The 22,535-nt window shown below is 68.1% G+C and carries 23 protein-coding genes and 1 pseudogene; 10 read left to right on the top strand and 14 right to left on the bottom strand.

Features of this window, described 5'->3' with window-relative positions; all coding sequences use genetic code 11:
* Positions 1-170: 170 nt before the first annotated feature.
* Positions 171-320, bottom strand: a complete 150-nt coding sequence (locus C7402_RS47520; RefSeq protein ID WP_176929205.1) for a hypothetical protein — start codon at positions 318-320, stop codon at positions 171-173.
* A 318-nt stretch (positions 321-638) separates the two neighbouring features.
* Here C7402_RS47520 and C7402_RS46585 point away from each other — a divergent pair, with 318 nt between their 5' ends.
* Entirely contained in the window at positions 639-836 is a 198-nt protein-coding gene (locus C7402_RS46585) for a hypothetical protein (RefSeq protein ID WP_133254634.1), read from the top strand.
* 16 nt (positions 837-852) lie between these two features.
* Here C7402_RS46585 and C7402_RS39595 read toward each other — a convergent pair whose 3' ends face one another.
* The 6 genes from C7402_RS39595 to C7402_RS39570 all read right to left on the bottom strand — a co-directional run bounded on the left by C7402_RS39595 (position 853) and on the right by C7402_RS39570 (position 8,654).
* Positions 853-1,440: a nucleotidyltransferase family protein gene (locus C7402_RS39595; RefSeq protein ID WP_112171133.1), complete on the bottom strand. Its 588-nt coding sequence runs from the start codon at positions 1,438-1,440 to the stop codon at positions 853-855.
* A gap of 150 nt (positions 1,441-1,590) precedes the next feature.
* The gene (locus C7402_RS39590) at positions 1,591-3,822 is read right to left on the bottom strand and encodes a xanthine dehydrogenase family protein molybdopterin-binding subunit (RefSeq protein WP_116614422.1); all 2,232 of its coding nucleotides are present in this window, start codon (positions 3,820-3,822) and stop codon (positions 1,591-1,593) included.
* A complete protein-coding gene (locus C7402_RS39585; RefSeq protein WP_116614421.1) occupies positions 3,819-4,820 on the bottom strand; it encodes an FAD binding domain-containing protein in 1,002 nt (333 codons plus the stop codon). Before C7402_RS39585 ends, C7402_RS39590 begins: the two co-directional genes overlap by 4 nt.
* A gap of 16 nt (positions 4,821-4,836) precedes the next feature.
* Complete coding sequence (locus C7402_RS39580; protein ID WP_116614420.1) at positions 4,837-5,535, bottom strand: (2Fe-2S)-binding protein; 699 nt, start codon at positions 5,533-5,535, stop codon at positions 4,837-4,839.
* Positions 5,536-5,876: 341 nt separating this feature from the next.
* Positions 5,877-7,529 (bottom strand): FAD-dependent oxidoreductase, encoded by a 1,653-nt coding sequence (locus C7402_RS39575; RefSeq protein ID WP_116614419.1) that lies wholly within the window; start codon positions 7,527-7,529, stop codon positions 5,877-5,879.
* Between the two features lie 165 nt (positions 7,530-7,694).
* Positions 7,695-8,654: a LysR family transcriptional regulator gene (locus C7402_RS39570; protein WP_116614418.1), complete on the bottom strand. Its 960-nt coding sequence runs from the start codon at positions 8,652-8,654 to the stop codon at positions 7,695-7,697.
* Positions 8,655-8,725: 71 nt separating this feature from the next.
* Here C7402_RS39570 and C7402_RS39565 point away from each other — a divergent pair, with 71 nt between their 5' ends.
* A complete protein-coding gene (locus tag C7402_RS39565) occupies positions 8,726-9,802 on the top strand; it encodes a zinc-binding dehydrogenase (protein WP_116614417.1) in 1,077 nt (358 codons plus the stop codon).
* A 77-nt stretch (positions 9,803-9,879) separates the two neighbouring features.
* On the opposite strand, the gene C7402_RS39560 is transcribed toward C7402_RS39565, so the two are convergent.
* A complete protein-coding gene (locus C7402_RS39560) occupies positions 9,880-11,172 on the bottom strand; it encodes an aspartate carbamoyltransferase (RefSeq protein ID WP_112171066.1) in 1,293 nt (430 codons plus the stop codon).
* Positions 11,173-11,537: 365 nt separating this feature from the next.
* On the opposite strand from C7402_RS39560, the gene C7402_RS39555 reads away from it, so the two are divergent.
* The 5 genes from C7402_RS39555 to dapA all read left to right on the top strand — a co-directional run bounded on the left by C7402_RS39555 (position 11,538) and on the right by dapA (position 14,550).
* Positions 11,538-12,509, top strand: a complete 972-nt coding sequence (locus tag C7402_RS39555) for a M23 family metallopeptidase (protein ID WP_116614416.1) — start codon at positions 11,538-11,540, stop codon at positions 12,507-12,509.
* Positions 12,502-12,858, top strand: a complete 357-nt coding sequence (locus C7402_RS39550; protein WP_116614415.1) for a hypothetical protein — start codon at positions 12,502-12,504, stop codon at positions 12,856-12,858. The genes C7402_RS39555 and C7402_RS39550 overlap by 8 nt, the downstream gene beginning before the upstream one ends.
* Positions 12,859-12,932: 74 nt before the next feature.
* Entirely contained in the window at positions 12,933-13,373 is a 441-nt protein-coding gene (locus C7402_RS39545) for a bactofilin family protein (protein ID WP_112171069.1), read from the top strand.
* Positions 13,370-13,558: a hypothetical protein gene (locus C7402_RS39540; protein ID WP_116614414.1), complete on the top strand. Its 189-nt coding sequence runs from the start codon at positions 13,370-13,372 to the stop codon at positions 13,556-13,558. Before C7402_RS39545 ends, C7402_RS39540 begins: the two co-directional genes overlap by 4 nt.
* 137 nt (positions 13,559-13,695) lie before the next feature.
* Entirely contained in the window at positions 13,696-14,550 is an 855-nt protein-coding gene (gene dapA, locus C7402_RS39535) for a 4-hydroxy-tetrahydrodipicolinate synthase (protein ID WP_116614413.1), read from the top strand.
* Positions 14,551-14,709: 159 nt separating this feature from the next.
* Here the strand turns inward: dapA and C7402_RS39530 are convergent.
* The 4 genes and pseudogenes from C7402_RS39530 to C7402_RS39515 all read right to left on the bottom strand — a co-directional run.
* Positions 14,710-14,940, bottom strand: a pseudogene (locus C7402_RS39530) (DUF2866 domain-containing protein); the annotation flags it as partial.
* Positions 14,941-15,207: 267 nt separating this feature from the next.
* Positions 15,208-15,405: a DUF3562 domain-containing protein gene (locus tag C7402_RS39525; protein WP_112171073.1), complete on the bottom strand. Its 198-nt coding sequence runs from the start codon at positions 15,403-15,405 to the stop codon at positions 15,208-15,210.
* A gap of 312 nt (positions 15,406-15,717) precedes the next feature.
* Entirely contained in the window at positions 15,718-16,779 is a 1,062-nt protein-coding gene (locus C7402_RS39520; protein ID WP_116614411.1) for an alkene reductase, read from the bottom strand.
* A gap of 87 nt (positions 16,780-16,866) precedes the next feature.
* On the bottom strand, positions 16,867-17,190 hold the full coding sequence (locus C7402_RS39515) for an ArsR/SmtB family transcription factor (RefSeq protein WP_112171075.1): 324 nt from the start codon (positions 17,188-17,190) through the stop codon (positions 16,867-16,869).
* A 361-nt stretch (positions 17,191-17,551) separates the two neighbouring features.
* Here C7402_RS39515 and C7402_RS48095 point away from each other — a divergent pair, with 361 nt between their 5' ends.
* Positions 17,552-19,054, top strand: coding sequence for a methyl-accepting chemotaxis protein (locus tag C7402_RS48095; protein WP_116614410.1), 1,503 nt, complete (start codon positions 17,552-17,554; stop codon positions 19,052-19,054).
* Positions 19,055-19,208: 154 nt separating this feature from the next.
* The gene (locus C7402_RS39505; RefSeq protein WP_112171077.1) at positions 19,209-19,649 is read left to right on the top strand and encodes a hypothetical protein; all 441 of its coding nucleotides are present in this window, start codon (positions 19,209-19,211) and stop codon (positions 19,647-19,649) included.
* Positions 19,650-19,860: 211 nt separating this feature from the next.
* Here C7402_RS39505 and C7402_RS39500 read toward each other — a convergent pair whose 3' ends face one another.
* A complete protein-coding gene (locus tag C7402_RS39500) occupies positions 19,861-20,547 on the bottom strand; it encodes an NADPH-dependent F420 reductase (RefSeq protein WP_112171078.1) in 687 nt (228 codons plus the stop codon).
* 116 nt (positions 20,548-20,663) lie between these two features.
* On the opposite strand from C7402_RS39500, the gene C7402_RS39495 reads away from it, so the two are divergent.
* Positions 20,664-21,632 (top strand): LysR family transcriptional regulator, encoded by a 969-nt coding sequence (locus tag C7402_RS39495; RefSeq protein WP_112171079.1) that lies wholly within the window; start codon positions 20,664-20,666, stop codon positions 21,630-21,632.
* Positions 21,633-21,654: 22 nt separating this feature from the next.
* Here C7402_RS39495 and C7402_RS39490 read toward each other — a convergent pair whose 3' ends face one another.
* The gene (locus C7402_RS39490) at positions 21,655-22,488 is read right to left on the bottom strand and encodes an isocitrate lyase/PEP mutase family protein (protein WP_116614409.1); all 834 of its coding nucleotides are present in this window, start codon (positions 22,486-22,488) and stop codon (positions 21,655-21,657) included.
* Positions 22,489-22,535: the final 47 nt, after the last annotated feature.

The following is a 22,535-nucleotide window of genomic DNA, read 5'->3' as shown; positions in this document are numbered from 1 at the left end:
GCGATCTATAAAATACTGCAAATAGGAATCGTTTGCATTCTACGGATCGGCGGCGCACGGCGCAAGGTTTACGAAAGGCTTCGATTGGGGGACGGAAGACAGAGCGCCGCGCGCGGCAGGCGGCGCGGCGTTTGCGGACTGCGGCGCCCGGACTCGCGCCGGGCGCGCGCTCAGACGGGGTCCTTGTCCGGCGGGCCTTCGGGCTGTTGCGGCTCGTCGTTGTGGTGGCCCGGCGAAGGCGGGGTGAGCGGGTCGCGTTCAGGGTCCCGCGTTGGATCGGCGAGTGGATCGGGAAGCGGGGTCGTATGCGAGCAGATCATCGCGAAGTCCTCTTGCGCTGCAACGGCGGGCCAGGTGGCGCGCGTGCCTTTATAGCGTAGTTGATCGATGTCATGCCTGCGGAGTTTCGCGTGCGCGGCAGTCGTCTCCGCAGTCGTCCCGACTCCCGTCTCGATTGCCCGCGTTTTTGACGTAAGTCGACCGCAATCGAGTGGGCCTCGTGCCGCATTATTGCGGTCAGCGAAACGCTGTTTATAGGGGGGCGGCGTTTCTCTCTTTGTGGCCAAACCTTAGACTTGCGGCTTTCTCAAAATTGGGGCGAAGCCAAAGCGCCCCGGTCGTTCTTGCGGAGTGGAGTCATGGGTCTGGCGATTGTCGCGGTGGTGTTCGTAGCGGGTTTAATCGGCATACCGACGCTTTTCACCCATGAAGCGGCACACGCTCCGGCACAACAAGTGGCCGCGGCTCAAACTCCCGCGCCGGGCGTCAATAATCCGGAAGCCCCGGATACCTCCGATACAGGCAGCAGCGAGGCCGCCGCGCCCGAACAGCCGTAAGGCGCCGCGCCTGCATTCAAATTCCGTTGAGATCGGCCGGCGTGTCGATGTCGCGCAGGATGCCGGGGTCGTCCACGTCAATGCGCATGAGCGGGTGCGAACTGAGCAGCGCACGGGCGCCCGCATCGCCGTCGAGCGCGACGAGCGCCTCGCGATGCGTGTAGCTGAAGCCCACCGGATGCCCGCGTTGCCCGCGATAGAACGGCGCGACGAGCGATGCGCCATCGTCCAGCGCACGCGCCACCGCTTCGATCGACTCGACCGCGATGCACGGCATGTCGGCGAGCGCGACGATCCAGCTTTCCGCTTCGTGGTCGGTGTCGACGCCGGCGGCGAGGCTCGCGCCCATGCCGCGCGCGGCGTCGGGGGCGAACACCACGTCGCAGCCCGCGTCGTTGAGCACGTGGGCCAACGTCTCCGCGCCGGGACGCACCACGGCAATCACTTTCGGGACGACGCGCAGCAAGCGCTGGGCGGACTCGCGCGCCACGCACGTGCCTTCCGGGAGCGGGGCGAGGAGCTTGTTGCGCAGACCGTTGGGATCGAAGCGCGAACCGGTGCCGGCGGCGAGTAACACGCCGGTGGCGAACGATGCATAGGCCATGGAGTGTCGCGCTCGCGAGGAGGGGAAGCGCTGATTGTGCGGCGCAAGCGCGCGCGAGGCAAGCCCCGCGCGCGCCATTCCTGCGGCGTTTGCAGACCGTTCATGCACCAGGCGGGTGCGCCGGCTGTATGGCCGGTTCCGTCGCGGGCATCAGGCGAACGCGCGCATTGGCGGCGTGACCTTGTCGAGCGTGATCGGCAGGTCGCGTACGCGCACGCCGGTGGCGTGATACACGGCGTTGGCAATGGCCGCGGGCACACCGGTGATGCCGATCTCGCCAATGCCACGCACGCCGAGCGGATTGAAGCGCAAATCCGGCTCGCCGACGAACTGCACGTCCAGCTCGCCGATGTCCGCATTCACGGGCACGTGATATTCCGCGAGATTGTTGTTCGCGATGCGGCCCGTGCGCGTGTCGAACTGCCCCTCTTCGTGCAGGGCCGTGCCCACGCCCCACACCATGCCGCCCATCAACTGGCTGTGCGCCGTCTTTTCGTTGAGCACGCGCCCCACGTCGTACGCCCCGACGATGCGCGCGACGCGGATCGTGCCGAGATCGGGATCGACGTGCACTTCGGCAAACACCGCGCCAAACGAGTGAAACGCGTACTGCTGCTTCTCCGCGCCCGGCTTCGTCGAGACCTGAGCCTCGATCGGCTTGCCGCCCGCTCGCGCGATGACGGCGGCGGCGGGGTCGCGGCGCGAGTTGTCGGCCCGGCTCACGACCCAGCCGTCCTGCACGGTCACGTCCTCGGGGGCGAGGCCGTAGACGGGCGAGCCGCGATCGGCGCGCGCGAGCGCGATCAGCTTGTCGCGCGCGGCCGCGGCGGCTGCCTGCACCGCAGGCGAGACGCTCGCCGCTGACTGCGAGCCGCCCGAGACCGGCGCGGGCGGCAAGGTCGAGTCGCCCAGCGCGAAGTGGATGCGATCGGGCGGAAAGCCGAGCGCGTCGGCGGCCACCTGGGTCATCACCGTGTAGGTGCCCGTGCCGATGTCCTGGGTGCCCGAGGCCACCATCGCGGTGCCGTCGGGCAGAATGCGCGCCACCGCGCCCGCCTCGCTGCGGTTCGCGGGATAGGTCGCGCTCGCCATGCCGAGCCCCACGAGCAGGTTGCCGTCGCGCATCGCGCGCGGCGTGGCCACGCGCCGCGACCAGCCGAAGCGCTGCGCGGCCGTTTCGTAGCATTGGCGCAGCGCGTTCGAGGACCACGGTTTGCCGTCCTGAGGCTCGCTTTGCGCATAGTTCTTCAGACGCAAAGCGACGGGGTCCATCTTCAGCCGCCACGCCAGTTCGTCCATGGCCGATTCGAGCGCGAACGAGCCCGTCGTTTCGCCCGGCGCCCGCATGAAGGTCGGTGTGCCGACGTTCAGGGGTACGACACGATGGCTCGTGCTGCAATTCGGCGCCGCGTACATCATGCGCGTGACGAGGCCGCACATCTCCAGCCAGTCCTCGAACGTGGAGGTGTGCGCGAGCGTGTCGTGGCGGATGGCCGTGAGCGTGCCGTCCGCCCGCGCAGCCAGCGACACGTGCTGCTCGGTATGCGGGCGCGAGCCCACCGGCCCGAACATCTGCGGCCGCGCGAGCGCGAGCCGCACGGGCCGCCCCGTTTGCTTCGCGGCCATCGCGCACAGGCTCACGTGCGACCACGACGACCCCTTGCAGCCAAACCCGCCGCCGAGAAACGGCGAGATCACGCGCACGTTCTCGGGCGCGATGCCGAACACGGCCGCGACCGCGGTGCGCGCGCCGCTCACGCCCTGGGTGGCGTCGTAGAGCGTGAGGTCGGGGCCGTCCCAGTGCGCCATCGTCGCGTGCGGCTCCATGGGATTGTGGAATTGCGTGGGCGTGGTGTAGACCGCGTCGATGCGCACCGCGCCCTCTTGCAGGCCCGCTTCGACGTTGCCGCGTGTGGATTCGACGGGGCGGCCCATCGGGCTGGGCGGCGCGTGCGCGTCACCCTTCGCGCGGTCGAAGTCAAGCGTGGCCTGCGCGGGCGCGTACGCGATGTCGACGTGGCGCGCGGCGTCGGTGGCGTGTTCCAGCGTGTCGGCCACCACTACCGCGACGGGCTCGTTGCTGTAGCGCACCGCGTTGTCCTGGAGCAGCGTGAGATGGCGGCCGGCTGGCGGCTTGAGCGGTGTGCGTCCGCCGTTGGGCAGGCGCATCGCGTTCTGGTACGTCATGACGAGCAGCACGCCCGGCATGGACTGCGCGCGGCTCGTGTCGATCGACGCGATCGTGCCGCTCGCAATCGTGCTGGTGACGAGCACCGCGTGAGCGAGCCGCGCTTCGGCGAAGTCGCTCGCATAGAGCGCGCCGCCCGTGACCTTGAGCACGCCGTCGATGCGGTCCATCGGTTGTCCGGTCAGCGTGCTCATGCGAAGTCTCCCGTGCCGCCGGCGGCGAGCAGCGTTGCGCGAACGATCGCGCGCTGCGCGAGCCCGACCTTGAAGCGGTTGCCATCGAGCGGCTTTGCTTGCGCGAGTTCCGCCGCGGCGGCTTCGCGCAGCGCCGCCGCGCTTAGCGTGCGTCCCGTGAGGTGCTGCTCGGCCACGCTCGCGCGCCACGGCCGATGGGCGACGCCGCCCAGCGCGATGTGCGCGGTGCGCACGCGATGGCCGTCGAGTTGCAGCGCGCTTGCCACGGAAACGAGCGCGAACGCATAGCTCGCGCGATCGCGCACCTTGAGGTAGTGCGCGTGCTCGCTGAAGATGGGCGGCGGCAAATCGACTGAAGTAATCAGTTCCCCTGATTGAAGCGTCGTGTCGAGATCGGGGCGATCGCCGGGCAAGCGATGGAACGCGGAGAACGCGATCGTGCGCGCGCCGCGCGGGCCGCTCACCTGCACCGTGGCGTCGAGCGCCGCGAGCGCGACGCTCATATCGGACGGATTCACGGCCACGCACTGCGCGCTCGCGCCGAGAATGGCATGCATGCGGTTGAAGCCGCCAATGGCCGCGCAGCCGCTGCCGGGCGCGCGCTTGTTGCACTGGGTGAAGGCAGTGTCGTAGAAGTACGGGCAGCGCGTGCGCTGCATGAGATTGCCGCCCACGGTCGCCATGTTGCGCAGTTGCGGCGAAGCGCCCGCGAGCAACGCCTGCGAAAGCAGCGGATAACGCGTGCGCACGAGCGTGTGATTGGCGGCGTCGCTGTTGCGCACGAGCGCCCCGATCCGCAGGCCGCCGTTGGGCAGGGTTTCGACGTTATCCAGCGCTTCGATGCGCGTGATGTCGACGAGCGTCACCGGATGCGTGAGCCCGCCTTTCATGAGATCGAGCAGATTCGTGCCGCCGCCGATGAACATCGCACCGGGGCGCTGCGCGGCTGCGATCGCGCCGTTCACGTCGGTAGCGCGCTGGTAGGAAATGGCATCCATGGCCGTCTCCCCGCGCTCACGCGCCGGCCGTGTGCGCGTCGCGCACGGCCGCCACGATGTTGACGTAGGCGCCGCAGCGGCAGAGGTTGCCGCTCATGCGTTCGCGTATTTCGGCGTCGCTCAGTTGCGCGGGGCGCGTGCGCACGTCGGGCGTCGCGGCGCTGGCCGCGCCCGCCGCGAATTCGCTGAGGCACGCCGTGGCCGAACACAACTGGCCCGGTGTGCAGAACCCGCACTGGAAGGCGTCGCGCGCGATGAAGGCGCGCTGCACGGGGCTCAACGCACTCGCGCTCGCGAGGCCTTCGACCGTGGTGATGCGCTGGCCTTCGTGCATCACGGCGAGCGTGAGGCAACTGTTGATGCGGCGGCCCTCCACCAGCACCGTGCAGGCGCCGCATTGGCCACGGTCGCAGCCTTTTTTCGTGCCGGTGAGGCCCGCATAGTCGCGCAAGGCGTCGAGCAGCGTCACGCGCGGCTCGATATGGAGCACGTATTCGCGACCGTTGATGTCGAGCCTGACCGCCTGGGCGGGCGCGGGCGGCGGCGCTTCGGGTTCGGCGGCGGGTGGTGCGTTCTGCGCGTGCAGATGCGGCGTCGCGCCCAGCGCGGCGGCAGCGGCGGCGGATTGCAGGAAGCGGCGGCGCTTGACGTCGGCGGGAGCTTGGGACGCGTCGCCTGATTCGCGCGGCGCATCGAGAGGACGTTCGTTTGACATGGCGTTCGGCGGACTCCAGGGCGAAGACGGAACGTAAAGAACGTAAGTCGGCGCATCGTGTGCAGCAATTCCGATGCCGCGTCATGCGGTTATTCGCGAACCGCGCATGCCCGACCAGAACAGCAAATTGCACTTTCGGACCACGAAAGTAAAGCGCAAACGTGTGAATTTTGCAGGGCGGATTGTTGGCTGGCGCAACGCTGTCGCAGCGCTGACGCCAGGCCGTCGCGAAGCTGGCGTGGCGGACAGAATCGCGCCCGTGTGCCGTGACGAGCACGGTCGAAAGCGGCGTGTCAGCCGCGCGCGAAGGAGGGTGAGAGCAGCGCGGTCAAGCGCTCGCGCTACGCGCGGTCTTCCTGGAGGTAACGATGCACGAAGGCGATCGCCATGCTGCCTTCGCCCACCGCAGAGGCCACACGTTTCACGGGGCTCAGCCGCACGTCGCCGCACGCGAACACGCCGGGTATGCTCGATTCGAGCAGATACGGGTCGCGCTTGTGCGACCAGCGTCCCGCTTTGACGATATCGTCGCCGGTGAGCACGTAGCCGCGCTTGTCGCAGGCGATCTCGGGCGGCAGCCAGCCCGTTTCCGCGTCGGCGCCGATGAAGACGAAGAGGCCGCCACACTCGCGGCGGCTCACGCTTGCGCTTGCGGTATCGAGCACGTCGATGGCGCTCAGATGCGTGTCGCCGTGCACGCCCACGACTTCGGAATTCAATGCGACGGTAACGTTCGTCTTGCCGGCAAGCTGTTCGACGAGATAGCGCGACATCTTTTTCTCCAGCGAATCGCCGCGCACGACGAGCGTGACGGCGCGCGCATGGTTCGCGAAGTACAGCGCGGCTTGCCCCGACGAGTTGCCGCCGCCGATCAGGTAGACGTCGAGTCCGTGCGTGCCGCTCGCCTCGCTGCGCGCCGAGCCATAATAGATGCCCTTGCCGATGAAGCGGTCGAAGCCTTCGATCGCCAGGCGCCGCCACGTTACGCCCGTCGCGAGGATGAGCGTGTGCGCGCGCACCACGTCGCCGCCGTCCAGATGCACTTCGCGCGCGGCGGTGTCCACGCGCGCAACGGCGCGCGTGACGAGGATTTCCGCGCCGAGCCGCCTTGCCTGTTGCAGCGCGCGGCTGGCGAGCTCGTCGCCGGAAATGCCGCCGGGAAAGCCCAGATAGTTTTCGATGCGCGATGACGTGCCGGCCTGGCCGCCGGGTGCCTCGCGTTCGACCACAATGGTACGGAGTCCTTCGGATGCGCCGTAGACGGCGGCGGCAAGCCCGGCGGGTCCGCCGCCGATGATGAGCGTGTCGTAGGCATCGAGATGCGGCTGCGTTTGCAGGCCGAGCCGTTCGGCCAGCTCGCGCGTGGCGGGTCGGCTCAGCAGCGTGCCGTCGGCGAGGCGTAGCGTGGGGCAGTCCTGCTCCTGCGGGCAGGGGCCGCTCCAGCGGCTTTGCAGCTCGGGCGCGTCGGGCGTGATCCATTCGCAGCTGATCTGGTTGCGCGCGAGAAACTGGCGCAGGTTCGCGCAGGTCGCGTCCCAGCGCGCGCCGATCAGGGTCACGCGCGTTTTCGGCGGTTCGGCGGAAAGGCCCTGCAAGCCGCCTATGCGTTCGCGCGCGAGCGCGCCCATGCGCGTGGCGACGTCGGACGAGGCGGCGGCGAGCGTGTAATAGTGCTGCGCGTCCACGCGCATCACGCGCGAGGCTTCGGCGGCGCGGTAGGCGCCCGGAAACGGTGAACTGAGCGCGAGCGGCACCTCGCCGAAGATGGTGCCCGGCAAGCGCCAACCCAGCGTGCGCTCGACGCCGTCGAACAGCTTGACGACCTCCATCTTGCCGGAGAGCACGGCGTAGAGCGCGCGTTCGCCGCCTTCATGCACGGCATATTCGCCTGGGCTCAGATGCAGATCCGCCGAGCTTTGGGCAAGGCGTTCGAGTTCGGCCTCGGGGAGCGTGGAGAACAGCGGAATCGCGCGGATTTCGTCTTGGGTCAGCATGGCTTCGCAGGGTGGCGGGCAAGCGGGAGACGACGATGAGGCGTGGGCTTTTTGGCCGCTCGGCGCGGCGTTTCATGGAGTATAGGCGGCGCGCGCGTGAGTGCCCGGTGAACCAATCGACTGACGAATGGAATGCGCTCCTCAAAAAAGAGGATCGCTAACGATTCAACCTGCCTGCGTCGTGCGAAGCGCCAGCCCGGACACGGTCTCGCGCAACCACACGAGTGCAGGGTCGGCGTGATTGCGTGGATGCCACGCCGCATGCATCGAGAAGCCGCGCGCCTCGAACGGCAGCTCGAACAGGTCCACGCGATCCTCATCGCGTGCGATGAGCCGCCTCGGCAAGGTGGCGAGGTAGTCGGTGCTCGCGAGCACATCGGGCACGAGCGTGAAGTGCTGCACCGAAAGCGCCACGCGCCGCCGCCGCCCGAGCGCTTCGAGATGCTCGTCCATGAAGCCGAAGAAGCTGCCGCCGCTCGTCGAAACCAGCACGTGTTCGAGCGCGCAATAGCTGTCGAGGTCGAACGCGGCCGCGCCGCGCGGGTGCGCTTTGCGCTGTGCCACCACGAAGCGTTCGTCGTAGAGCTTTCTGGCCTTGAGCGTGGGCGGAACCTGCTGCGCGGAACCGAGCAGCAAATCGATTTCGCCGCGCTCGAAGCGCTGTGCCAGCGAGCCCGACTCGATGGCGATAAACGCGAGTTGCAGGCCCGGCCCGGCAAGGCGCGCCCATTCGATCATCAACGGCAGGCCCAGCACGGCCACGCACTGGTCGCTCGCGGCGATGACGAAACGCCGCGAGTCGGTGTGCGGATCGAACACGGGCTGGCGGCGCACCACCGCTTCGAGCGTCTTGAGCGCCGCGTGCAGCGGCTGCGTGAGTTCGAGCGCGCGCGCCGTGGGCGTCATGCCGCGGCCGGTGGCGGCGGGAATGAGCAGCGGGTCGTCGAACACCTGGCGCAGCCGCGCGAGCTGCGCCGATACGGCCGACTGCGAAAGGTTCAGGCGCGTGGCGGCGCGCGTGACGTTCGACTCGGCGAGCAGGGCGTCGAGCGAGACGAGCAGGTTCAGGTCGACGCCGGAGAGATCGATCACGGTGATAGGTGAAATTCTGGGAATTGATTTCAAGAATACGTCCGGGTCGCCTAGAGTTCAATCCATCGGATGAACCGCGAAAGCCCTTTCCTCAAGGAGACGCCATGAAAGCCTGGATGCTCGATCAACCCGGCCAGCCGCTCGCGCTGCGCGACGTACCGCAACCCGAACCGCGCCGCGGGGCGCTGGTGGTGGGCGTGGAGGCCGTGCCGCTGCTGAGCTACACGCGCCAGTACGTGCAAGGCAAGCTGCCCTACGGCTACCCGCCGGGGCCGTTCTCGCCGGGCACCAACGGCATTGGCCGCGTGCTTGCGATCGGCGCAGGCGTGTACGGCTACCGCGTGGGGCAGCGCGTGGCGCTGAGCCCTTACTGGATTGCCGACGAGGCCCTGCGCGAGCCCGCCCAGGCCCTGCTGGGGCTCACCGCGATCAGCCCGGACAGTGCGCCGATGCTCGCCGATTTCCCGCACGGCACGCTGCGCGAGGTGGTCGAATTTCCCGCCGCGACGGTGTTTCCGCTCGACGGTCTCGATCACTTGTCGTCGGCGCAACTCGCGGTGCTCGGCAAGCTCGTGGTGCCGTTTGGCGGCCTGCGGCGCGGCCGGCTCGCGGCGGGCGAAACGGTGGTCGTGAACGGCGCGGCGGGGGCGTTCGGCTCGGCGGCCGTGCTCGGTGCGCTGGCGCTCGGCGCGAGCCGGGTGGTGGCGCTCGGGCGGCGCGCGGCGGCGCTGGCCCCGCTCGCGAAGCTGGGTGGCGCTCGTGTGGTGACGGTCGCGCTCACCGGCGAGGCGGCGCGCGACACCGAGGCGATCCGCGCGGCAGCGAACGGCGCCGTCGATCTCGCCTTCGACATGGTCGGCCACGCCACCGATCCGAACGCCACGCTCGCCGCGCTGCACAGCCTGCGCCGCAACGGCCGGATGGTGCTGATGGGCAGCATGGAGGTGGACTTGCCGATCAAGTACGGGGAGATGCTCCTCAACAACTGGGAGCTGATGGGCCACTTCATGTACAGCGGCGCGGACTATCGCGCGCTGATCGCACTCGTGCAGTCGGGGCAGGTGCCGCTCGATGCGATCGAAGTGGAGCGCCATGCGTTCGACGCGCTGGAGGCCGCGATCGATGCCGCGGAAAAGGCGCAGGGGCTGACGTGCGTGACGGTGTGCACGTCGTCAAGCTGACGAGCGCGCAATAAACAAATCGGCCCGCAAGCGCGACAGACGCTTGCGGGCCGATTACGTTGCGAGCGCAACGAGTGTTAGTCGATGCCGTGGAACACCGCGTCGTCCGGGCCGAGGTAGGCGGGCGGACGCCATACCGCGTCGCGCATCGAATGCTGCACGAGATTCTCCACGCCGAGCAGCACCGCGAAGATCGCCATGCGCACCGGAATGCCGTTGTCGGTCTGGCGGAAGATCGCGAGACGCGGGTCGTGATTCAGATCGGTCGAAAGATCATTCGCGCCCGGGCGGCTGTCGCGCGGCAGCGGGTGCATCACGAGCGTTTCGGGGCTGCAACATTCGTCCATCAGCGCCTGGTTGATCTGGAATTCGGGCGTGTAGCCTTCGAACGACTCGTCGGCGAAGCGCTCCTTCTGGATGCGCGTGGCGTACACCACGTCCGCGCCGCGCAGGCCTGCGCGCAGGTCGTTCGTTTGCTCGACCACGTGGCCGTTGGTCGAAATCTTGTCGACGATGTAGGCCGGCATTTCGAGCTGCGGCGGCGAAATGAGCGTGAACTTGATGCCGCGATACAGCGCGAGCAGCTTCACGAGCGAGTGCACCGTGCGGCCGTACTTGAGGTCGCCCACGAGCGCGATATGCGCGCCGTCGACGATTTTGCCCAGTCGCGAGAACTCGCGCTGGATCGTGTAGAGGTCGAGCAGCGCCTGGCTCGGGTGCTCGCCGGGGCCGTCGCCGCCGTTGATCACGGGGATGTTCACGGCGCGCGCGAATTCGGCCACCGAGCCTTGATCAGGATGCCGAATCACCATCGCATCCACGTAGCCCGCCATCACGCGGCTCGTGTCGTAGATCGATTCGCCCTTCGCCATCGAAGAAAACGTGAAGCCGGTCGTGTCGCACACCGAACCGCCCAGGCGGCAGAACGCGGAGCCGAAGCTCACGCGGGTACGCGTGCTGGCCTCGAAGAACAGGTTGCCGAGCACCGCGCCTTCGAGCACGCGCGAGATTTTCCGGCGGCGCGCGATGGGCTGCATGATGTCGGCCACGCGGAACAGCTTCTCGACGGAGTCGCGCGAGAACTGATCCACCGAAAGTAGCTGCGGCTTGCCTTCGAATTGCATCTGGCTCGCGAGCGACTGCGAATCTACGCTTTGCGTATAGCCTTCGCGCGGCTCGCCGCCACCGACGATTTCCGACACGAAGCGCTCGACGATCTCCGGCATGGCGCGCGATTCCTGCGACTCCTCGGGCAGCAGCCACGTGTCGAGCGCCCGGCGCGATACGCCGATGCGGCTCGCGAATGCGTCGCGGGTCATGTTCAGACGCCGCATGGCGTCACGGAGAAAGGCTTGTTGCGGAACGCTCATGCTGGCACCCGTGATTTCTGGTTGATGTACGCGGTGCGTATATTAATTCGGCGACGCGAGAAGTCAAGCTCTTTTGTCGGGAGCGTGCGCCAGGGGCCGGCCGAACGCGGTGCGACAACGCATCGCAGCACCCTGACACGCGTGGCGCACCGTCGCCGCTTCGCTTGTTCGAGGGAAGGCGCTCCCCGCGAACGATGCCGATATATTGGGATGGCGCTTTCTGAGACGCCACCATAATCGCCGCTTCGAATTTTTTTCAGGCTGGCGCGCGCCGGCCTTCCTTGCCGAAGCATGTTCGTGTCACCCCAGCCATCCCGCTCCCGGCGCATGCCCTCGCAAGGCGCGCGGCGCGCAGGGAGTCAGCCATGAAATTGCCGTGGTCCGGCGCTGCCGAAGACCTGACGAAAGGCGATATCCGCTTCGTGACCCACGGCGCCGCGCGCCGTACGGCGATCGTTTCCGCGTGCGCGGCGGCCGCGCTCGCGCTGGGCGGCGGTGTCGCGATCGGCCACTTCACGGCGTCGCCAGGCGTCGCCGCCGCTGCCGCAGGCCCGAACCAGCATCACTACGTGGTTGGCGAAATCGGCCGCATGGACGCGTCGATCGCCTTGCTCGATCCCCGTATCGCGCGCCTTTCCGCGCAGCTCGCGGAGTTGCGCCAGTTCGACCAGCGCCTGCGCGCGCAACCGCCGCGCGGGGCCGGGGCCACGCCGGCGGCCGCGCCCGCGCATTCGGGCGATGACGGCGAGGCGTCCGGCAACGACGGCGACGGCGAAGGCGGGCCCGCGCTCGCGCCGCGCCGTTGCATGGAGGCGTCCGCCGCGCGGGCCAATGCCCGGAGCGTCAACGGTGAGCTTGATTGCATGAGCGCCACGCTTTCCGCGCTCGAACAAGCTACGGCGGAGCACGAAGTGGCCTGGAGCGCATTCCCTGGCCGCCGGCCACTTCAGGGCGGGCGCAACGGTTCGCCGTATGGCAACCGCATCGATCCGTTCACGCACCATTTGAGCTTTCATCCGGGCATGGATCTGGTCGCGCCGACCGGCACGCCCATTCTCGCCGCCGCGGGCGGCCGCGTGATTTTCGCGGGGCCGAAGGCCGGTTACGGCAACGCCGTCGAGATCGACCATGGCAACGGCTTCGTCACGCGTTACGGCCACGCCTCGAAGATCGACGTGGAGGTGGGCCAGATCGTGCTGCCGCGCGAGCATATCGCGGACGTGGGTTCGACCGGGCGCTCGACCGGACCGCATCTGCATTTCGAGGTGCTCGTGGGCGGACAGCCCGTCAATCCCGCCGACTACCTCGCGCTTTTCGCGACTCCCACCGATGGCTGATACGCGCCGCACCGCCCGGGTGCATACGAATGCCGACCTCGCCTACGAATTGCAGCCGGTGCGCTCGCGCGCCTGGCGCGTGGGTGGCGTGATGCTGTGGGCCGCGTGCGCGGCGGCGGCGGGCGCGGGCATCACCGCCTGGCGGCTCGCACCGAAGGAGGCGTTGCGCTGCCCCGTGGTCGCGCCGGACGCCCTGAGCCGCGAACTCGGCGACACGCAACTGCGGCTCGAACAGGAGCGCGCCGCGCGCGCCACGCTCCAGAGCACGGCGGAAGGCGCGCAAGCCACGATCGCGAAGCTGCAATCCGAGCTGCTGTTCCTGCGCGCCCACGGCGCACGTTCGCGTTGACGCGCCGCCTGAGCGACGCGTTCCCACACTGATCGACACTCGTCGACACCACCCACACCACACGGTAGCCTTCCATGTTCAACAACAAAAAGAAGCCGCAGCCCGGCATCGAGCAAACCAAGCTGGCGACGCTGATCGCGCAGGACATCGTGATCACGGGCAACCTCGAATACGCCGACGGCCTGCGCCTCGACGGCCGCGTGCACGGCAATGTGGCCGGCAAGCCCGGCGCGAAAACGCTGCTCGTGCTGAGCGAGCGCGGCGCGATCGAGGGCAATGTGCACGGCTACGACATCGTGGTGAACGGGCGCATCCAGGGCGACGTGATCGCCGATCACTTCGTCGAGCTCCAGGCCAATGCGCACGTGGTCGGCAACATCTACTACCAGCAGTTGCAGATGGACTGCGGGGCTTCGGTGGACGGCAAGCTCACCAAGCGCGATCCCAACGACGCGCCGAACCTGCTGCTCGACTCGCCCGGAATGGAAATCACCGAGATCCTGCCGCGCGAGTGAGCATTCGCCGCGTGCGTACATTGGCTCGCGATCTTGCGATCTCGGGTACACTGCGCGACATGCCACGCAACCCGCTCCGTCACGACCTGCCGAATTACACCGCCGCCACGCGCGCGGTGTCGTCGCTCGCGCAGGCCCCGTCGGTGTGGGTGAAAGTCAAAGCCAAAAAACAGCCGCTCATCTGACCGGAGTCTGCTGTTCCGTCAGATGTGCGACGGAACAGCCAGTCGACGGCGTCTCGCCTCTCGCTTCATCCCCGGCTCGCTTCCCTCCCGCGCACCGCTGCACGGACCTTCCATACGGTCGAGTTCAAGGGAAAGTCATGTCTGAGTTTTCGGGTATCTGGATTCCGCTCATTACGCCGTTTCATGCGGGCGCCGTCGATCATGCGGCGCTCGACGCGCTCGTGCGTCACTACGTCGAGGCCGGTGTGGCCGGCTTCGTCGCGCTCGGCACGACCGGCGAGCCCGCCGCGCTCGACGAGCGCGAGCAGGACGCCGTGCTCGCCACGGTGCTGGCGGCGGCGGGCGCTCTGCCCGTCGTGGCGGGCGTGAGCGGCAATCACACGGGGGCGGTGCGCGAGCGCATCGAGGCGCTCAACGCGCAGCCCGTCGCGGGCGTGCTGGCGGCCGCGCCTTACTACATCCGGCCTTCGCAGGCGGGCGTGATCGGCCATTTCGCCGCGCTCGCGGACGCGAGCCGCAAGCCCTTGATCGTCTATGACATTCCCGCGCGCACGGGCGTGCGCATCGAGCTGCCGAGCCTGCTCGAACTCGCCGGGCACGAGCGCATCGTCGCGGTGAAGGACTGCGGCGGCTCGCTCGACAAGACGCTCGCGCTCATTCTCGACGGCCGTTTGCAGGTGCTGTGCGGCGAGGACATCGAGATGTTCGGCGCCATGTGCGCGGGGGCGAGCGGGGCAATCGCGGCGTCGGCGCATTTGCGGCCGGAGCGTTTCGTGGGCATGGCGCGGGCGTTGCGCGAAGGGCGTCTGGCCGACGCGCGCGCAATCTGGCATACGCTGGTGCCGCTCGTGCGGGCAGCGTTCGAGGAACCGAATCCGGGGCCGGTGAAGGCGGGGCTTGCCGCGTGCGGTTTGATCCGCAACGAGCTGCGCGCGCCGATGACGCGCGTGAGCGGCGAGCTGGAAGAAGCGCTCGCGCGACTCGTGGCTTGACGCCGGTCAGGCGACGGGTGAGCGACGGATACGCGCCTGGCGCGCGGCAGGAAAGCCGCGCGGTTAGCGCGCCGCGTGCGCGTTTGCCGTGCTGCGCGCCCGGCGGCGGCGCGTGCGCGGGCGTTCGGCCGCGGCGGGCTCGCCGTTGAGCAGGATGCGGCGGCCGGGCACGTGCTGGGCGACGAGGCGGGCGATTTCGAGCGCCGTGCTCTCGGCGGGCACGACCTGGCGGCGTGCGCCGTCGTCGAGCGGCGTCGTCCATTCGACCAGCCGGTAGGCGCGGCCCCAGGGGTGCTGGAGCGGCGTCGAAACCCGGCATGACGCGACTGTCGACGCCGCGCCGTCGCGCAGCAGGGACTGTAGGTGCACCAGCACGTCGTCTTCCACCATGACCTCGCTCCTCGGTTTGCTGCGCAAAAAAACGCCGCCGATGTTCCGGCGGCTCAACAGGGGTTGAGCTTATGGTTGCAGCAAAGAATTAAACCAACCTTAAGAGAGGGCGCCGCAGGGGCGCCGACGCGCGCAATGACGATCACGGCACGGGCCCGAGGCGGGCGCGCGCCGCGCGGAAACAGGAAGCGGGGAGGAAGCGGTAGAAGCGGCCAGCCCGTTGCGGCTGGCGCGAAAACATGGGCTGTGTTGGCTGACGCTTGCTGATTAATGCGGTTTTGTGCTGTTTTGCCGCAATGTCGCGCGCACCTTGCGCTCGGCGAACAAGGGCAGATAGTCCTGGATGCGGGCTTCCGCGCGATACGCGTCGAGGGTGTCGGCGTAAATGCGCGCCACGGTTTCCTCGGGCGTGTTGGTTTCTTCGGCGATGGTATGGACGATCTTGCTGAGGTCAGCTTTCGGCATGACTTGGCTCCGGTCAGCGAAAAAGGGGTGGTTGGCAGGGTTTGAATTCAAGGCTATGCGCGCGCGGGATACCAATTGAATCCGACTATCGCGGTATCTCGCCGGGGGCGCCGCGATCGCGCGATCTGTCCGGGAATGGCCGCCCATTCGCGCGAAAGGCCTGTATTTACAGGCCTTTCAGCAAAAAGCGGCCGCGGCGGGGCGCCATGCCCACACCGTGGCCGCTCGATGGCGTGCGTCCACAGGCCGCACGCGCATGACGTTCGTCGCCCGCGCTTATGCCAACGCTGACGCTGACGCGTCTGCCACCGATTACGCCGCGTTTTCCAGCCCCGGGTAATCGGTGTATCCCGTTTCACCGCGTGCGTAATACGTCGACGGATTCGGCGCGTTGAGCGGCGCGTTCAGTTCGAAGCGGCGCGGCAGATCGGGGTTCGCGATGAACAACTGGCCCCACGCGACCGCGTCGGCTTCGCCGGCCGCGAGTACCGCTTGCGCCGAATCCAGCGTGAACTTTTCGTTCGCGATGTACGGGCCGCCGAATTCGGCCTTCAGTTGCGGCCCGAGGCGGTTGTCGCCGAGCGATTCGCGCGCGAAGAGGAACGCGATCTTGCGCTTGCCGAGCTCGCGCGCCACATAGCCGAACGTGGCCGACGGGTTCGAGTCGCCCATCGTGTGGGCGTCGCCGCGCGGCGCGATGTGCACGCCCACGCGGTTGGCGCCCCAGACGTCGATGCACGCGTCGGTGATTTCGAGCAGCAGGCGCGCACGGTTTTCGATCGGGCCGCCATACGCGTCGGTGCGATGGTTGGTGCTGTCTTGCAGGAACTGGTCGATCAGGTAGCCGTTCGCGCCGTGGATTTCCACGCCGTCGAAGCCCGCTGACTTCGCGTTGAGCGCGCCCTGGCGGAAGGCGGCGATCACGCCGGGGATTTCATCGGTTTCGAGCGCGCGGGGCGTGACATAGGCGCGCTGCGGGCGGACGTGGCTCACGTGACCTTGCGCCGCGATCGCGCTCGGCGCCACGGGCAGGTCGCCGTTCAGGAAGATCGGGTCGGAAATGCGGCCCACGTGCCACAGTTGCAGGAAGATGCGTCCGCCCGCCGCATGCACGGCGTCGGTCACGATCTTCCAGCCTGCCACTTGCTCCTGCGACCAGATGCCCGGCGTTTCGGCATAGCCCAGCCCCTGCGGCGTGACCGAGGTCGCCTCGCTGAGGATAAGGCCGGCCGTTGCGCGCTCGGCGTAGTACTGGGCCATCAGCGCGTTGGGCAGGCGTTCCTCGCCGGCGCGCTGGCGCGTGAGCGGGGCCATGATGATGCGGTTCGGCAGCGTGAGGTCGCCGATCTGGATGGGGTCGAAAAGCGTTGCCATGAGTTCACCTCGTCTGCGGGAGCGGCCCGCGGGCTGAAAAGGGATACGGGAATCGAAACGGACGACGCGGCTTGCCGCGCGCCTCGATCACAACTGCGCGTTCATATGGGCGAGAAACGCCTCGATGACCGGCTCGTTGCGTTTGAAGAACACCCATTGGCCCACGCGTTTGGACGTGACGAGCCCTGCCTTCTGCAACACGGCCAGGTGCGCGGACACCGTGGATTGCGAAAGTTCGCAATGCGCGTCGATCCGGCCCGCGCAGACGCCGTGGTCAAGCGGAAGTTCCTGGTCGGCGAAGTGCGCCTGCGGCTCGCGCAGGCACGTGAGGATCTCGCGGCGCACGGGGTTGGCGAGCGCTTTGCAGATCGCGTCGACGTCGAGTGGGGCGGTGGGCTGGGTTTTCTTCATCGCTGATGCATCGTGACTGTCCGAATCATATATCGGAATTTTACGATATGGGCGATGACACTCATTTCAAGAGGGTTGTTGGCCGTGAGGCGATTGATCGGCCGGTCGGGCGTATTGCGACGAAACGAGTGCCGGATTGACCGGCGTGGCATTGGTATAAGGTTGAAATATCCTCTATTTACATGTGTATGAATTCAAATTTACGCGTCATTGCGTCATGAATTAGTTGATAAATCAATCTAAATCTTCAATGGATTACCCTTATGAAGATGCCTGACGGCTTGCCGATAACTCCAAAGTGCGCAGCCGGCCACGTCCGGCCGCCATCACGGGTCAGTCGTCAATCAGGAGTGGGGAATTCATGTCCAGTAGCCGTTTTGCAGAAGCCCGGTACGCCGGTGCGGACGCCGTAGCCAACGTCGCGCGCGCCGCGGCGGCCGTCGAAAGCCCGCTGATGAACGCGCGCAAACGGGCCGACCGGGCCTGCGCGCTGGTCAACTGGATCCTTCTGGCGGGGTCGTTCGGTGTCGGCTGGCGCTTCGACGCGCTCGGCCCGGTGTTCGTCGTCGGCGTGCCGCTCGCGCTCGTCTCGACCGTCCTCGCGCTCGCGCTGCCGGGCCGGCTGGTCACGAGGCTCGGCTCCGCGTTCACCTTCATGGGCGGCGCGGCCTTGCTGATCGACGTAGGCGGCGGGCAAGACGAGTTTCATTTTGTCGTGTTCATCCTGCTCTCGCTGCTGCTGGCCTATCGCGACGTTCGCGTGGTGCTGGCGGCCAGCGCTTTCATCTCGGCGCAGCAGCTCGTCTTCAACGTGCTTCAGGAATGCGGCTGGCCGGTGAAGGTCTTTGCGCAAAGCGGCTTCGACGTGGTGCTGCGGCACTGGGCGTTTCTTTGGCTACAGACTTTGTTCATCGCCGCCATTTCCGCGCGCCAGGAGCGCGACGCGCATATCGCGGGCGAACTCGCCGAGATGTCCGCGGGCATGGGGCAGGCGTCCGGCTTCATCACGCTGTGCGAGCAAACCGGGCAACGCGGGCAAGCGGCGCTGCCGTCGAGCGAAGTGGCCCGCGCGTTTCACGCGACGCTCGCGGCGGTGCGCACGACGCTGCTGCAAGTGCGCGACAGCGTGGGCGAGGTCGGCGCTTCGGTGGCCGGGACCAGCGCGCGCAACGCCGTCCTTTCCGAGCGGACCGAACAGCAGCGCCGCTCGCTCGAAGGCATGGTCGCGGCCATGGAGCAACTCAGGCAGAGCGTGCACGAGAACGCCGATCACGCCACGGCCGCGAGCGCGCTGGCCGGCTCGGCGAGCGAAGTCGCGACGCACGGCCGCGCGGCCATCAAGGCGGTGGTCGACACGATGGGCGACATCTATCGTTCGTGCGAGCGCATCACCGACATCATCGGCGTGATCGACGGCATCGCGTTCCAGACCAACATCCTCGCGCTCAACGCGTCGGTCGAAGCCGCGCGCGCGGGCGATCAGGGACGGGGATTCGCCGTGGTGGCGTCGGAGGTCCGCACGCTCGCCCAGCGCAGCGCGGCGGCGGCCAAGGAGATCCGCACGCTGATCGGCGAATCGGTCGAGCGCGCCCGCACGGGCAACGGTCTCGTGGAGAGCGCCGGCAATACCGTGGGCGAGGTGATGGAGAGCGTCACGCAGCTTTCGGCCATCGTGCACGAGATCGCGGCGGCTACGGGTGCGCAGAGGGCGGGCATCGACCAGATGGGTGAGAACGTCGCCGGGATCGACGCCGCGATACGCGAAAACGCGGCGCATGTCGCCGACACGGTCGAGCAGGTCAGGCGCCAGCATCATCAAACGGCGTTGCTCGCCAGCGCGGTGAAGGTCTTCCGGCTCGATTGAGCGGCGCTTGCGCGGCTTTTGGGGCGCGACCCCGACAGATCATGCCGTCGGTCTATTTTGTTACACCTCTTACGGAGGTCGCTGTGTGGCGTTACAAGGTGCTTTCACTTTGCCCGCTATACTCAGGGCCGTCTTAAAACGTAAGAGCACAACTATGTCGAAGAAAATCATCCAGATGGTTGCCGTTGCTGCATTGACCGCGGCGGCTTCGCTGCCGGCGTTCGCCGGCGATATGAACAACGCACTGGGTGGCGCGCTGGGCGGCGTCGCGGGCGCAGCCGTGGGCGGCGCCGTGGGCGGCAGCACCGGCGCGGTGATCGGTGGCGCGGTGGGCGGCGGCGCCGGCGGCGCGGTTACCTCGAATCGTCGCGAGCGCACGGGCGCCATCATCGGCGGCGCGCTGGGCGGCGGCGCGGGTACGGCGGCGGGCAACGCCATGGGCGGCCGTACGGGCGGCCTGATCGGCGCGGCCGTGGGCGGCGGCGCGGGCTCGGCGCTGGGCGGCAACATCTCGCGCTCGAACTCGTACGCCGACGACTACTCGCGCGGCTATCACGGCAAGCATCACCACAACAAGCACCGTCACTACGACTAAGCACCGCTTGCCAGGCGGAGCGGCCGCGCGCCGCTCCGCCTCGATTCCTTGCGCCGCATCCGGCGCAAACTGCCGGGTATGCCAGACCGCATGGGCCCGCGCGCCAATTCCGCACACGCGAATTCCTTCGCCCTGCGTTCCCGGCCGACCTCGTTCGGCATGCTTCAATCCGCCAGGTGATTTCCCCGCTGCATGCCAGCGACGCAACGCGTCAATCGGGCCGCGGCTTGCGACGCCACGAGCCGTGCGGCAACTCTTTGTCGCGCTCGGCGGCGGCTAAGGCTGCGCGCAGTTGCGTGGGATTCAGCGGGATGCAGTAGGCTGGTTTCGCGCGCTCGAAGCGCCAGCTTTCTGCGAGCGGACCCGCGTCGATCGCGTCGAAATCGAGTTGCGCGTGCAACGCGGCCACCAGCGCCTTCGCCTCGCCGTCGTCGCCCGCAACGGGCAGCGCACGCCGGCCGCCTTCGATCGGCGGCCGCTCGCCGCGGGGCAGGTCGTAGGCGAGGATCGCGTTGAACGCCTTGACCACGCGCGCGCCGCTCAAGCGTTGCGCCACGCGCCCGCTCGTGGTCTCGCGGTGCTCGTCGAACGCGGCAATGGCGCCGTCGCGCGCCGCGTAGTAGTTCATGGTGTCGATGACGACCTTGCCGGCCAGCGCGCTCGCCGGTATCTCGTCGAGCGCGTTGAGCGGCAGCGCGGCGATCACGACATCGCCGAATGTGGCGGCCTCATCGAGCGTGCCGATCCGGCAACCGAGCGCGGCCGCCTGACCCGCGCGCGCTTCGGGGTGACGCGAAGAGAGCATGACTTCATGGCCCGCCTGCGCGAGCAACTCGCCGAGCGCGGCGCCGATCTCGCCCGCACCCAGAATGCCGACAGATAACCGTGGTTCGTTCATGGGAATCCCCCCGTGTTTCACAATGGAATCCCGAGCGTAGCGCCGAAACCATCATGCGATAATCGGCCCATTGGGGAAAATACCTGAAATCGGGGGTTTCTAATCGTGGACAAGCCGTGGACAAACTGACCAGCATGACCGTGTTTGTAAAGACCGCGGAATCCGGGTCGTTCACGGCGGCGGCGCGTCTGCTCGCCATGACGCCGCAGATGGCGGGCAAGCATGTCGACGCACTGGAAAAGGAGCTTGGCGTGCGCCTGCTCCATCGCTCCACGCGCAAGCACGCGCTCACGGAGGCGGGCCGCGCCTACTTCGAAGCGTGCCGCCGCGTGCTGGAAGAAGCAGCCGCCGCCGATGCCGTCGCGCTCGCGCAAACCGGCCATCCGCGCGGCACCTTGCGCGTGACGGCGCCCGTCGCTTTCGGCACGTATCGCCTCGCGCACGAAATCAAGGCGTTTCTGGCCGAGTTTCCCGACGTGAAGATCGATCTCGTGCTGGGCGACCGGCAGATCGACCTGCTCCAGGACGGTTTCGATGTCGCGTTTCGCATCGGCGCGCTGGCCGATTCGCAACTCGTTGCGCGCCCGCTCGCACCGTACCGGCTCGTGCCGTGCGCCGCGCCCGCCTACCTCGCGGCTTTCGGCACGCCAACGCATCCGCGCGAGCTTGCGCAGCACGTGTGCCTCGATTACGCGTTCGAGAGTTTTCCGGCGCCCTACGCGTGGGCCTTCATGGACGGCGCAACGAAGATCGAGGTCGAGCCGCGCAGCCAACTGCGCTGCAACGACGGCCGCGCATTGATCGCGGCGGCCGAGGCGGGTCTGGGGATCGTGCTCGCGGGCGAACCGAATGTGGCGCAGTCGGTGGCGGCGGGGCGGCTCGTGCCGATTCTGGAGGGCTACGCCGCGCCCATGCGGCCCATGCATCTTCTCTACGTGGATCGCCGCGCGCAGGCGCCCAAGCAGCGCGCGTTCGTGGAATGGGCGTTGGCGCGCTTTGGCGCGGCGGCCCCGGCCGGGCCGAAAAGGAAGTCGCCGACGAAGACGCCGCGTGAGCGGTCGTCGGCGCGCAAGCCGCGCGTGTGAAACACGCACCGGCCGGGCGAGGTTATTTCGCGTTGCTGAAAAGGCCGTTGAGCGTCGCGCCGGACGCCGCGCCCTCGAAGCCGTCGAAGCGTCCCTCGCGCAACCGCTGCGCCGCGTGCATGAAGCCGCCCCACGCGCTGCGGGCGAGCGCGCCGCCCACGCTCACGCGGCGCACGCCGAGCGCGGCCAGCTCGTCCAGCGTGAAGGCCGACTGTGCGCCGATCAGCACGTTCACGGGCTTGGGCGCGACGGCCGCCACGACGGCCGCGATCTGCTCGCGTGTCTGGATGCCGGGGGCGTAGAGGCAATCGGCGCCCGCCTGGGCGTAGGCCCGCAAGCGGGTGATCGCGTCGTCGAGGTCGGGCACGCCGGCCACGAAGTTCTCCGCGCGGCCGACGAGCAGGGTGTCGCCGCCGCGGTCGTCGATCGCGCGCCGCGCCGCGCGCAGGCGTTCCACGGCAACCTCGACCGGCAGCAGCGGGGCTGCGGCGTCGCCGGTCGAATCCTCGACGGAAAGTCCCGCCACGCCGGTCTCGACCGCGAGGCCCACGCTGCGCTCGACCTGCGCCGGGTTCGCGCCGAAGCCGTTTTCGAAGTCGGCGTTGACGGGCAGGTCGGTGGCGGCCACGATCTCGCGCAGGTGCGCGAGGATCGCTTCGAGCGGCAAGGTGTTGTCGGCATGGCCGCGCGACCATGCGAAGCCCGAACTCGTGGTTGCGAGCGCCTTGAAGCCGAGCCCCTGGAGATAGCGCGCGCTGCCCGCGTCCCACGGGTTGGGCAGCACGAAGCATCCGGCGGCATGCAGCGCGCGAAAGTCGGCGCGTATTTCGGCGATGGTGCGCTGGGATGCTGGCATGGTTCGTCTCCTTGGGGCTCGTGTGTGGTGGTGCAGCGGTGCTGCGG

It is taken from the genome of Paraburkholderia unamae (genome assembly GCF_003096875.1).
Lineage (GTDB): Bacteria > Pseudomonadota > Gammaproteobacteria > Burkholderiales > Burkholderiaceae > Paraburkholderia > Paraburkholderia unamae.
The sequence above is the reverse complement of the archived record's forward strand: the minus strand, read 5'-3'. Positions and strand labels throughout refer to the sequence as shown.